Here is a 12,573-nt window from a genome sequence, read left to right as displayed (position 1 = left end):
AGGGTTTAAAGACGATGGGGGCATCGTTTATATTAGCGCCGTCTTTATTGAGTGCAGACTTTTCACGGCTTGCTGAAGAACTACACTTTATTGAAGCAAACGGGGGACAATGGGTTCATCTTGATGTGATGGACGGAGCTTTTGTACCGAATTTAACGTTCGGCGCTCCCGTTGTACGCAGCTTGCGAAGTAAAAGCACCCTTCCTTTTGACGTGCATTTAATGGTTGCTCGTCCTCAAGATTTTGTGAAAGATTTTGCGGCGGCGGGCGTCGATTATTTTACGTTTCATATTGAAGCGGCAATACATGCCCATCGGCTTATTACGGAAATCCGTGCCGCAGGTATGAAACCCGGTATCAGCATCGTACCGTCAACCCCTGTACATCTTTTAGATGAGGTGTTACCCTTCGTCGATCTTGTGTTGGTAATGACGGTTAATCCGGGCTTTGGCGGACAAACGATGATTCCCCAATGTCTCGGCAAGGTTGAGAAACTGTGTGAATACCGTGAAAAATACGGTTATCGCTATTTGATTTCGGTTGACGGCGGCGTTAATGCGGAAACACTTCCGGTTGTATGCAATGCCGGCGCCGATGTTGTTGTTTCGGGGTCATCTTTTTTTTCCGGAGAGATAAAGAAATGAAAAAAAAATTAGTATTTGCTTATCTTGTGTGCTTTGGTATCTGCAGTATTTTTGCCGAAAGCGCCGATTTACTGAGCGGTTTGGATGCATACAGCCGCGGCGATTGGACTGTTGCGGAGGGATCATTTGAGCGGGTACTTATTACAGCAGAACCGAATGATCGTACAGAGGCGCTCTACTGGCTGGTAATGTCCGAAGCTTCTGCACAAAATTATGAACGTGCATTGAAGTATGCCGATGCGTTTTTGGAAGCAGCCCCTGAAGATGAACGCGCCGCCGAAGTGAGTTATCAAAAGGGGCGGCTTTTACATTTATCAGGTGAGTATGAAGCATCGTCGGATATCCTCTATCGGTTTATTGAAAAGTATCCCGATCATCCAAAGATTCCATCAGCTTATTATTGGATAGGTGAAAATCTTTACGCAACGGGGAATCACACCGAAGCCCGTCAAATTTTTAGCAAAGTTGTCGTGAATTATCCTCAGTCGGGAAAGGTGAACGAGGCTCGATATAAAATCGTGCTTATCGATCAACAATCGGTCCGGGAGGAACTCTTGCAGATGGCGAATGAAACACAACCTGCATCGGCACAGACTGAAAAAGCATTCGAATCCGCCGAACCGAAATCCGATGACACAGATGCTCCAATTGCGTCAGATAGCACGGGCAGCAGTACCGAAGCTGCACCGGTTGGGGAGACAGCTCCGTTAGCGGACGAAAAACAGACCGAATACTTTGCCGACCGTTTAAGAGCGTTGGAGAAAAAAAATCAATGAAATTTCTGCAACGCTGTCTCTGATAAGCGAAGAACAGGAAAATCTGCGTATACGGGAACAGCAGCAACAAAAAGAACAAGAAGAAGCCGAGCGGCAAAAACTTGAAAGGCGCCGTCTGGAACTGGCGGAATTGAAAGCTCGTACCCAAACCTTGGAAAAACTCTATGAACAGCATATCAAAGGAGTAAAATAATGTGGCTACCCAATAAAAAGATGATTCTATTATGCCTCTCGGCATGGGTGCTGAGCGGATTATTTGCAGCGGAAAATACAGTCGAAATGATCAGTGATCCGTTAAAGTTGGTTATTTATCCTAATACGGGTAATTTTTGTTTATATCACTCAAAGGTCGAAGATGCCCGTGTGTATGAGCCGCTGTATGATGATCGCTCTCAATCTTCCGTGAATATTTATTCGGTGCTCTTTAATGGTAAGATATTCCATCTTAATAATAAAAGCGGAAAGAAAATTATCATTAGCCAGTCAAAAAACGAGATAACGGTTATGTTCCAGATCAGCATGGATTTTCTGGCGACTCAGACATTTTCATTTGTACCTTCAAAACAGCGCTCAACGGGAAAGATCTTAAAAGTTGTAACTGAAATTCAAAATATTTCGGGGGATATTGCCGATATCGGTTTAAAGGCTCTATTTGACACTTCGTTAGGTGAAAAAAAATCTTGTTCCGCTGTATACGGACTTGCGCAGTGAAATCGGAGCGGAACTGATGCTGCAGCCGGTGTTGGAAAAAGATTCCGTTATCTTTTCTGCAGATAGAGGATATGCTTGCCTCTTCTTCTTACGAAATGAATATGTAACGGTACCGACATCTGTGTATATTGCAAATTGGGAGCGGCTGGTAACAAAGAAGTGGCTACCTTCTTACGTAAGCGGCAGATCATTCCGTAAGTATGCATTTTCCGATCCGGGGCTTTTATACGTGTGGTCTGAGAAGAAGGTACTCTATAAAGAAACGTTCAGTGTTACAAACTGTATCGGCTTTTACGATTACCGAAATGCAGCTGATACGGTAACAGCATATTCAGCATATACTCAACAGACTCAAGCAGCGCCGGAGAAAACCAGCCGATCTGCTACCGGTCCGGTGGGAAACTTGACTGTTACGACGATCTATCGTCCTGTTTCGGCAAATCAACCCGCTGCCACCACTAAAACACAGCCTGACGATAATACTCCCGCATCGGCAGTATCTGCAGAGCAATCCTCGGTCGCTCAATCTGCTCAACAGGATGCCTTGGGAAAACCGGAAGAACCGAAAAAAGATTACCGGTATGTACAGGAGCTGTTGGATAAAATTGCGGTGCTTGAAAAGTCTCCCGACGAATTATCTATGGAAGAGATTGCGAAATTACGCACGGAAGTAGATAATGCTATAGAGGCCATGCAGGAAGAATAATGCCGTCATCGATTCTTGAACAAGCAAAAAAACAATTTGCAAAGGGGAATTATCAACAGGTCATCAATTTATTGGAACCCCATGTTACGCAATACGTTGTGTCGGGTGATGCGAAAGATGTCGTGTATAATGCTTCGTTTAACAAATCGTTTCCTTTTTATCTATATTTAGGACTTGCTTGTTTGCATGCCGGGGATATCGGCGGAGCCGTTGATTATTTGACCTGCGCACGGCGTATTAAAATGACCGATCCCGATTTACTGTGTGCGCAGGCTGTGTTGTTTTTACGGCGTGGTGATACCGCACGTGCGATCGACTATTATCTGGAAGCAATTGAGTATAATCCTAATCATGTATTGGCACGTAGCGGATTGGATTTTATCCGGACACATAATACACCGGAAGCAATAGGGGACGCCGTTCAATCGGGCGAAATAAAAAAGTTTTACCCCCGTCCCGGAGTGCAGTCCTATATTAAAAAAAGAATAGCTTTGTTTAGCTGTCTTGTAGGCGCCGTGTGTGTCGTGGTAATTACACTAACGGTATTGGTGAAAAAAACCTCTGCCGACATGGACGCGGAATAATAATAGGGCAGATCTTTCGGCATTCACATTGCTGTCGGACGAAAAAGCGCGCCCGATTGATACGAGCGGAACGTATCGATATACACTTTCGGAAAAAGAGGTACTTGCGGCATATCGGAATGCGCAGAAATATTTTCAGGATTCGAGGGATAATCTTGCGCAGATTGAAGTTAATCGTATTTTATCGTCGAACGCTGCTCATTCGATTAAACAAAAAGCGCGATTGTTGATGGATTATTTTGCAACGCCGGGATTCGATACCGTTCGGGATATTCCCGCCTATAGCGATGTGCGCGCCGATATTCCGCTCTATCTTGATTGCTGGACCATTTGGTCGGGGCGTGCAACAAATGTACAATCCGATGGGGACAATACGAGCTTCGATCTTTTGGTGGGGTATAGTGAGCGTATTCAGCTGGAAGGTGTTGTTCCTATCTTTTGTAATTTTTCGGTCAGAATAGATGCTGAGCGTCCGATAGAAGTATTGGGAAAAATTCAGCAACGGGGCGGCATCCTCTTTTTAAAAGCTGCCGGTATTCATCAAAGTCAAGTGCCGGAAAATAAACGCTGATTGGAGAAGATATGTATACGGCGGAAAAACTACGGATAGGAGGCAAGGGCAGCGTTCGGAGCATTGAACTCGGCGGCGATGCCCCCATCGCTATCCAGACTATGTGGAAGCAGCCGTTGCGTGAGGATACATTACAGGAGACGGTACGACAGATAGCCGCACTGGAGCAGCTCGGTTGCGACATTCTCCGGTTTGCCGTACCGGATGTCGGAAGCGCTGAAGCGTTTGTGAAGCTTACCGGAATGACGCCGATGCCGCTTGTTGCCGATATTCACTTTGACTATCGGCTTGCGTTGCGCTGTATGGATGGTTGCGCCGCAAAGATACGTATCAATCCGGGGAATATCGGAACGGAAGAGCGGGTGAGCGCGGTTATTAAAAAAGCACAGGATACCGGAACGGCGCTCCGCATCGGGGTTAACAGCGGCTCTCTCCCCGTCGATATACGAAACCGTATGGAGCAGGAAATTCGCGAAGGACGCAATGCGGAGGATGCGAGGGCAGCCGCGTTGGTAGCGGGGGCGCAGCGAGAAGCGGCGCTTTTCGATAAACACGGCTTTACGCAGTATCTTGTGTCGATGAAAGCATCGTCGGTGAAAGAGACTATCATTGCCAATGAGCTGTTTGCCGCCCGGTCCACTGCGCCGCTTCATTTAGGTGTTACGGAAGCGGGTCCTTTGGTTTCGGGGATTGTCAAAAGCGCCCTCGCATTTTCAAAACTGCTTGAACGGAATATCGGCGCTACCGTGCGGGTGAGCCTTTCCGATACTATGGAAAATGAGGTTATTGCAGCGCGGGAAATTTTGACTGAATGCGGTAAACGGAAAGGCGGTATCAGACTTGTGTCGTGCCCCCGCTGCGGTCGCAATGGGTTTGATGTTCACGGTTTTGTTGCACGATGGCAGCATCGGCTGTTTGCCGAAAAGAAAGATTTGACGGTTGCAGTGATGGGATGTGTTGTCAACGGGCCAGGCGAGGGAAAATTTGCCGACATCGGGATTACCGGCGCGGAAAGCGTTATCCTATTGTTTAAGAGGGGCGTTATCGTTCGGCGTATCGATATACAAGGCTTGACGGAAACGGAAAAAAATACGGTTATCGATGCGGTCTTTGAGGAGGAGCTGAGGAGTTTATGAAAAAGTTTGTAATAGTATGTTTTACAATCCTTATCAGTGTGTTTCTGTATGCACAAAAAGTATCGACCGACTCGCTTGAATACCCTTGGCATCTGCTTGAGCAAGGAAAGGTTGCGTATGAAGCACGTGAATTCGGTAAAGCGCTCCTTTTGTTCAGGCAAGCGCGTGAAATGCATAAAACGCAGGTAACCGCTCAGTATGACTATCTTTTTGCCGCGCTTAAACCGCATCAGGTAAGGGCTGCCGGTGATCTTATTTCGGACGTATACCGCGTGTTGGAAAAGCGGCAGGATTATGAAGCGTGTGCAATCCTCGATAGGATTTTTCTTATTCATCCTCCTGCTTATTTTGATAAGTCGATTTCTGCAGTACTTGCGTGGTTAAAGAAGAGCGATGTTTATCCCGAATGCGATTATCTAATCGGAAAGGTCTATGAGCTGGAAGGAGAACTGACACAGTCGCGCCGGTTTTATCAGGCAGCATGGGAAGCGAGAGACTTCTTATACATCCCCGATATGCGGTTTGAAATTATTTATTCGCTTGCTCAAATTTCCGGCTTATTAAAGCAGTATGACGATCAAGAAAAATATCTTCTTCTCATTTTAACGGAAGATCCTGTGTATGGAACTACCAATGTTGAAAGTGCAACCTTGAGGGCGATGATCCATACGATTAAAAATGAACAGACGGTTGAAAAGTTTTTTTCATTATACCGGCATCATAATGATATAGCGCTTCGTGCTTATATTGAACTGACCGATATTTATCTCCGTGTCGAAGAATACGACCGCGCATTCAGGACTGCGCTGCTCGGAGCCGATATCGCAGTTACCTATTTGAGCGATACGTTGAAAAAGACGGATTTTATGTATAGGTACAGCGACTTTTCCGATCTATTGCTGAGAATCGGTGCAAATAATGAAATCCTGCACTGGACGGAAACCAAGCAAATTTGGAATGTCTTTTTGCAGTTTGCCGATTTGTTGTACCGACAGGGATTTGTCGTACAAGCAAATGATCTCTATTACAAATTGGCTAAAAGTTGTCCTTCTTTTACGTACGCAAAGGAAGCAACATACAGGCTTTCGCAAACTTTTTAAACGAAAAGAACTGCCGCATCTGAAGCGACAAAAACGGGGAGGTGAAAAATGAATATACACGACTACGGATTTTATCGGGTTGCTGCGGTAGTTTCTCCCTGTGCGGTTGGAGATTGTGCCGGTAATGCCGAGCGAATTATCAGTGCATTGCGAAAAAGCGCCGAAATGGGCGCCGATATTGCCGTATTCCCTGCATTGGCGCTCACGACCTCCAGCTGCGGTACTCTTTTTGGGCAGCGGTCATTATTGAATGCTGCAGAAGATCGACTTGAGTATATCGTCCGGCAAACTTCCATGGAGCCTATTATCGGTGTGCTCGGTTTCCCATTCTTTTTTTCAGGGAACATCTACAGTGCTGTTGCCGTCTTCAGTAGGGGGACTATCTACGGTATTGTACCGCTTGATGGAACCGTACATTCCCGCGTTTTTTCCATATATGACGGAAGAGAACCCTCGGTAATTCTTACCGGCTTGCAAAATACCGCTGTTCCGTTCGGTTCGGATTTGCTGTTTGAAGTGGAAAAAAGCCGGTTTTCGTTTGTAATCGGCAGCGAAAAAAATGCACGGAATCAAAGTCAAGCCGAAAACAAAAACACTTCTCCGGCGGCGGACAATACTCTCACGGTAACAGGATCGGCGCTCTACATTGAGCCGCTCGCACAGGCGTCGTTTGCAGGTTCTTTTACGGAACTCTGCCGCAGCGCTGCTGCTCGGTCAAAGCAGGAAAGAAATACGGTTTTGTTTGTCAACGCCGGTTGGGGGGAATCTACAACCGATACTGCCTGTGCGGGCGAGCGGGGTATTTATGAAAACGGCGAGTTGTTGGCGGCAGCAAACGGCTTTGAGCTATCCACCTTTAATAAAACATCAGGTGATTTCAATTTTTCCGGCTATGAAGATGAAGCTGCTATTACCCTTGCAGATATGGATTGCGAGGCTCCCTCCGGTCTCGGCCGTAGTCCGTCGGCTTGCCGCCGTATTGTTATCCCGACCATTCCTTCCCGAGGGGTACTGCTTGTCCGTCCGCGCAACCCCAATCCGTTCATCCCTCTTGCGGTACAAAATAACGAGCAAGCATGGGAGAGCTTTTTCTCGCAGGTAATAGAACTTCAGGGACGCGGGCTTGCTAAGCGTATGTACCATACGGGGTGTACAAAAACCGTGCTCGGAATTTCGGGCGGCTTGGATTCCACATTGGCGCTTTTTATTTCAGTCCTTGCTTCTCGAATGCTCCGCCAGAAACCCGATTCGGTTACGGCAATTACTATGCCCGGATTCGGAACAACGGATAGAACCAAGTCCAATGCGCTCAAGCTTGCCGAGTTGCTTGGATGTACCGCCCTGACTATTCCCATAGAAAAAGCGATGATGCAGCATTTTGCGGATATCGGACATCCCACAGATCTCTGCAATACCGTTTATGAAAACGCGCAAGCTCGTGAGCGTACCCAAATTCTGATGGATAAAGCAAATCAGCTCGGTGCACTGCTTGTCGGCACGGGGGATCTTTCCGAATCGGCGCTCGGTTGGGAAACGTATAACGGTGATCACATGTCGATGTATAACGTTAATGCCGGTATCCCCAAAACACTGTTGCGCCATTGTATTCGCTATGTTGCAGCCTATCCAACCGCCTTTTTGCCGGATGCCGATAAGCATACCGAATTCTACGCCGTTGTACAGGATATTCTCGATACGCCGATTAGTCCCGAACTGCTGCCTGCACAAAAACAGATCATTACGCAAAAAACCGAGGACATACTCGGTCCCTATGAGCTGCATGATTTCTTTTTATATTATATTCTCCATACGGATTTCAGTCCTGCAAAAATTCTTCTGCTTGCCGAACATTGTTTTTCTACGGAACAACGGTATAATCGTCAACAGATACTCGGCTGTATGCGTATCTTCTACCGGCGGCTTTTTTCTCAGCAGTTTAAACGTTCCTGTGCTCCCGACGGTGTGCAGGTAGGTTTCGGTAGTTTTTCTCCGCGAGGGATATGGCAAATGCCGAGCGATATGAACGCTGCCGTCTGGATCGCCGAACTTGAAAAGTTGTCGGAGGTATGATAGATTGTTTCAATGTTTCATACAATTGCCGCGTGGATAGGGCAGTATATTTCTTATTTTCCGTTGGTTATTTTTATCAGCTTGCTTCTCGGAGGATTTAACCTTCCGATTTCGGAAGATATCATTGTTATTACTGCAGCCTTGCTCTGTAAACAAGAGAAAGCATCTATTCCTGCCTTCTATGCTGCTCTTTATTTTGGAGCAGTGATCAGTGATTGCCTTGTGTACTTTTGGGGATGGCTTTTAGGGAGGGGCAGGATTTCCAGCAGATTCTTTTCAAAATTGATAAGCGAAAATAGTGTCATTCGTATTTCCCGTGCCCTTAACCGGCACGGTTTTTTTACCTTTTTGTGTGGACGTTTTATTCCTTTCGGTGTACGTAATATTATTTCAATGACATCCGGCTTTGTCAATTTTCCGTTTTATAAGTTTGCTTGTTTTGACGCTATTGCAGCGGTCTGCAATATTTCGGCTTTATTCTGGCTGGTCTACTTTCTCGGGCAAAGGGGCAGTCATTTTATGAAGATTATCGGAATTGTGCTTTTACTGCTTTTTATCGGCTTCAGTATTTATGTTATGCGATCGGAAAAAATCTTTAAATCTTCACAAAAGGGGCATAGCGCCGAATGATGCATAATATGTATCGGTAAAGAGGAGACAGTATGAATAGATTCGTAATTATCGGTTTAGGCGCGTTCGGTGTCCGTATGTTGGAAGAACTGCTCCGTTTTACCGATGAAGTTATCATTATTGATAAGGATCCTAATCTTATTAAAAAGTATGAAGGCAAGGCTGTTAAAGGCTCTGTCGTAAATATCACCGATGAAGAGAGTCTCCGTAGAAATATTCCTCAAAGAATCGGTACTGCGATTGTTGATCTGGGCGGTAGAATTGAGCTTTCGCTGATGGTAACCAAATATTTAAAGCAGCTTGGCATTAAAGAGATTGTCTTAAAGGCCGAAACCGACCAACATGAGAATTTGCTGTCCATGGTCGGGGCAACCAAGGTGATTTTTCCCGACCGTGAAGCGGCAAAGCGGGTTATGCCGATGTTGGCATCAACTTTGTTGTTGAATTTTCTGCCGATTTCAGCGGATCTTGCACTGGCGGAAGTAAACATTAATGAAAAATATATCGGCATGACGCTCCTTGAAGCAAATTTACGGAAAGAACTCGGTCTCAATATTGTGGCAGTACGCAAGCAAGATTCTGAAACTTTTGAGTTTATTGAACCTGACTATCGGTTTGCCGCAGATGATATTCTCCTTTTAGCAGGTTCGGAAGAGCATATCTTTGCTTTCTCTCATCATAAAGAAGATTTACATAAAAAAGAGCATATAAGTCTTTTCCGTATGCTCTTTCCGCGTTTTCAGCTTTAGATTTTTCGTAATCTAAATTTCAATCTCATTCATTTTCCGCTCTGCGTAGGGCCAAAAGAAATGTGCCATAATGCCGCTTGCGAGCAGCGGAATACCGCTAAAACACAGCAAATAGCAGTGCTGCGGCATAGACGTCAGCGTTGCTGCCGTTACGGTGATGCTTAAAAGCAACAGGTCGGAACATAGCATGATGATAGTGTTCAGATTATGCTTAACTGCCGCTGCGGGTGTGTCCCAGTGGAGCTTTGGACGCGCGGTATCCAGCATCAGCGCAAGTAGGTTGCAGAACAGGGCGAGCGAGAGTGCAATTATAAATGCAGTGATGGTTGTCAGCGGCGTTAGCGAAAAAAGAAGCGCAATGCCGCCTACACCTATTATAGAACCGATACCTGCAAAGAGCATTGCATGTGCAAGCTTCGCCTGCATATACCGCTTTATTGAAAGGGGGAGACTTTTTATTAATCCAAGGTTTTTTGCATCACGGGAAACGGATGTTGCCGCGATGCCGGGTGCCGAGCCGAGAAAAGCGCCGCATACCCCTGCAATCATAAGCCCCGTACTGCCCTGCATAAGGACTTCCGTTTCCGGCGGTAGGTTGAGCGAGCCGGTAAGGTACATAATGCCGTAGATGAGCGGCAGCAGTATCATCGTGAACGGCCCGTTTAAAAGATACGCCGGCTCGCGGTTCAGTATATGGATTTCCCGTAACAGTAATGCAGTAAAGGCTGAGCGTCGTGTGAATCTGCGGCGGATAAATTTCGCCGTTTCGGAAGCGGCGAGCCGTTTTACAGCCTGTTCATCAAACCCGTCCAGCGTTTTTTCATACACTCCCGAAAGCAAAGCGATAAGCGCTGCCGGAATTGCAATACAACTCGCGATAAACGGTAGAAACGAACCGATCGATGCAGAAAAAGAGTTCGCTGAGAGAGCTGCTGCAAAAAAACGTACGGGTAGCAGACAGCGTGTAACGGCAGCAATACCCTGCCGGGTGTGTGTAAGAACTTCTACTAAGTTAGGACGCTCGTGCAGCATATTGACCGATTGTACAAAATAATTGATTCCAAGCGCCATCACGATACCGAGTAGACCGGTAATCAGCATTACGAATCGGCGCTGTTTAAAAATCTTCGTCATCCTCATAACGATGATGTTGATAAGGTAACACAGTCCGATAACCGGCAGCGGAAAAAAAACGGCGCCGGTTAATGCCGTTATATAGAATGCAGCCGGTGAGCGCTCATAGTATCCGTATACTGATGCGGTAACTCCGAAAAAAACTTATCGAAATAATCAGAGCCGGTAAACAATGGGCAAGGAATTTTGCACCGAAAAAAAATACGGGATGGAATAGGCATCGCCCGCAACGTTTGTTCGATGCTTCCGATATAATATGTGGAAAGCGTCAGCAGAAAATTGGAAATAAAGAGAAAGGCAAACAACGCTGTGATTTCAATTTCAAACAAGAGACGCTGCATCCCTAACGGCTGTAAACTCTTGTAGAGATTTATTGTGAGCATTCTGAACAACATAATAAAGCAGCCGCCTATGTATATTAAAAATAGGATGAAAATCCCCGTTTTAACGATAGAGGTAGTTTCTCCCGTATTTTCAGCAGCGCTGCCGAAAGTTTCTTTCCTTGAGTTATTTCCTGCGGCTCTTTCTTTAATGGTTATTACCGTTTGCCCTTGCGTGTGTAGGTTGCCGCGGTGAGTACGGCTGCTGCTTTTCCGGATAAAATCTTGCCATCGGCTGATTCCGAATACCGTCATCGCATAGATGCGGAATAGGAACTTAAAAACGGCAGCATACTGTATGCCGGTCTTGTTTTTTTGATGCATATACATGTCCTTTTGCAATACGGGATGTCTCAAAGGTTGGTTACTTTTTCGCTATCCCGTATATTTTCAAAAGGATGTTATTTTGTAACTTTGGTGATCTTCACTGTCCATTCGCCGCCGTATTCGATTTTATGTACTGCTGCGAAATTATCCATGTTTAATGCCATCGATAAGCAATCGAGGCTATTGTAATACAGCAGCGGCTTTCCGTCGGGAACATCACCGAAACTGTTCACATACGGCATAGAACCGGTATACACTTGCTTTCCGTTATTGAATACCGTTACCTGCACGACATCATTGACGGCTAATTTTAATGCATCAGCGGTTTCACGGCTGATATTTGTCCACACATTTCCATACTGCACATCGAGGGCGGGGATAGTGCCTAACAGTGAGCCGTTATCAAAACGAGGTTTCTCGTAAGGAAGTCGGACAATTTCTTTTTTTGCCGGTCCCACTTGCTCAAAGCTGATAATCCCCCCTGCGAGCCGTGCACCGGTAAAGGCGTATACATCACGTCCGTGGAAGGTATAACTCTTTTCGGAATTTTTCCGGCGGTTCACCGCTTCATCGATTAAACGGACTTCCGCAATTCCTAACCGGTCTGCAACAAGCGTAAGTGTTCCATTGTCAGGGGTAACAATATAGTGACCTGTCTTAGTCTTTAAGACAACCGAATCGCGGTCGGTACCGACACCGGGATCAACTACCGATACAAAAACGGTACCTGCCGGCCAGTATTCTACTGTCTGAAAAAAGTCGATACGCTGCATCCCAGATACTGTAAGCCGGTATTTCGTGGGTAAGATCGTAGAGCGGAATCGCAGCCGATTGAGTAAAAGCAACCCCCTTCATTGCCGAGACAGCTCCGTCCTTTAATCCGAAGTCCGTTTGAAATACCAACGGTCGAGAATTTCGGGGCGTTCCCGCACAGCCGGAAATACCGATTGCAATTATCAGCATACCCGCTGCAGCCAAACCGAATAACCTTTTACTGCACATAATTCCTCCTATAAAACCAACTTTACTTTTACAAAGTTGATCTCATCAGCTGG

General features: G+C 46.0%; 15 protein-coding genes. 11 read left to right on the top strand and 4 right to left on the bottom strand.

The window, feature by feature from the left end:
* Positions 1-14: 14 nt before the first annotated feature.
* The 11 genes from rpe (at position 15) to GWP40_RS10385 (ending at position 9,677) form a co-directional block, all read left to right on the top strand.
* Positions 15-644 (top strand): ribulose-phosphate 3-epimerase, encoded by a 630-nt coding sequence (gene rpe, locus GWP40_RS10425; RefSeq protein WP_212565284.1) that lies wholly within the window; start codon positions 15-17, stop codon positions 642-644.
* Complete coding sequence (locus GWP40_RS10420) at positions 641-1,420, top strand: tetratricopeptide repeat protein (RefSeq protein ID WP_230974410.1); 780 nt, start codon at positions 641-643, stop codon at positions 1,418-1,420. The genes rpe and GWP40_RS10420 overlap by 4 nt, the downstream gene beginning before the upstream one ends.
* 192 nt (positions 1,421-1,612) lie before the next feature.
* Entirely contained in the window at positions 1,613-2,131 is a 519-nt protein-coding gene (locus GWP40_RS13000; RefSeq protein ID WP_230974409.1) for a hypothetical protein, read from the top strand.
* Positions 2,088-2,837, top strand: coding sequence for a hypothetical protein (locus GWP40_RS12995; protein ID WP_230974408.1), 750 nt, complete (start codon positions 2,088-2,090; stop codon positions 2,835-2,837). Before GWP40_RS13000 ends, GWP40_RS12995 begins: the two co-directional genes overlap by 44 nt.
* A complete protein-coding gene (locus GWP40_RS12990) occupies positions 2,837-3,421 on the top strand; it encodes a tetratricopeptide repeat protein (RefSeq protein WP_230974407.1) in 585 nt (194 codons plus the stop codon). The genes GWP40_RS12995 and GWP40_RS12990 overlap by 1 nt, the downstream gene beginning before the upstream one ends.
* A gap of 28 nt (positions 3,422-3,449) precedes the next feature.
* Positions 3,450-3,992: a hypothetical protein gene (locus GWP40_RS12985; protein ID WP_230974406.1), complete on the top strand. Its 543-nt coding sequence runs from the start codon at positions 3,450-3,452 to the stop codon at positions 3,990-3,992.
* An 11-nt stretch (positions 3,993-4,003) separates the two neighbouring features.
* Positions 4,004-5,128, top strand: a complete 1,125-nt coding sequence (gene ispG, locus GWP40_RS10405) for a (E)-4-hydroxy-3-methylbut-2-enyl-diphosphate synthase (RefSeq protein ID WP_212565283.1) — start codon at positions 4,004-4,006, stop codon at positions 5,126-5,128.
* Positions 5,125-6,228, top strand: coding sequence for a hypothetical protein (locus tag GWP40_RS10400; protein ID WP_212565282.1), 1,104 nt, complete (start codon positions 5,125-5,127; stop codon positions 6,226-6,228). Before ispG ends, GWP40_RS10400 begins: the two co-directional genes overlap by 4 nt.
* 48 nt (positions 6,229-6,276) lie before the next feature.
* Positions 6,277-8,298, top strand: a complete 2,022-nt coding sequence (locus GWP40_RS10395; protein WP_212565281.1) for an NAD(+) synthase — start codon at positions 6,277-6,279, stop codon at positions 8,296-8,298.
* 12 nt (positions 8,299-8,310) lie between these two features.
* Complete coding sequence (locus GWP40_RS10390; protein ID WP_212565280.1) at positions 8,311-8,928, top strand: DedA family protein; 618 nt, start codon at positions 8,311-8,313, stop codon at positions 8,926-8,928.
* 32 nt (positions 8,929-8,960) lie between these two features.
* On the top strand, positions 8,961-9,677 hold the full coding sequence (locus GWP40_RS10385; RefSeq protein WP_212565279.1) for a potassium channel family protein: 717 nt from the start codon (positions 8,961-8,963) through the stop codon (positions 9,675-9,677).
* Between the two features lie 12 nt (positions 9,678-9,689).
* Here GWP40_RS10385 and GWP40_RS12980 read toward each other — a convergent pair whose 3' ends face one another.
* From GWP40_RS12980 to GWP40_RS13270, 4 genes are all read right to left on the bottom strand, one after another.
* Positions 9,690-10,811 (bottom strand): hypothetical protein, encoded by a 1,122-nt coding sequence (locus GWP40_RS12980; RefSeq protein WP_230974405.1) that lies wholly within the window; start codon positions 10,809-10,811, stop codon positions 9,690-9,692.
* A 77-nt stretch (positions 10,812-10,888) separates the two neighbouring features.
* Complete coding sequence (locus GWP40_RS12975; RefSeq protein ID WP_230974404.1) at positions 10,889-11,515, bottom strand: hypothetical protein; 627 nt, start codon at positions 11,513-11,515, stop codon at positions 10,889-10,891.
* A 77-nt stretch (positions 11,516-11,592) separates the two neighbouring features.
* Complete coding sequence (locus GWP40_RS10375) at positions 11,593-12,291, bottom strand: SAM hydrolase/SAM-dependent halogenase family protein (RefSeq protein WP_269140242.1); 699 nt, start codon at positions 12,289-12,291, stop codon at positions 11,593-11,595.
* A complete protein-coding gene (locus GWP40_RS13270; protein ID WP_269140241.1) occupies positions 12,221-12,520 on the bottom strand; it encodes an SAM-dependent chlorinase/fluorinase in 300 nt (99 codons plus the stop codon). Before GWP40_RS13270 ends, GWP40_RS10375 begins: the two co-directional genes overlap by 71 nt.
* Positions 12,521-12,573 lie beyond the last annotated feature (53 nt).

This window comes from Treponema vincentii (genome assembly GCF_018336815.1).
GTDB lineage: Bacteria > Spirochaetota > Spirochaetia > Treponematales > Treponemataceae > Treponema.
Note: the sequence above shows the minus strand (reverse complement) of the source record. Positions and strands in the feature narration are given on the sequence as shown.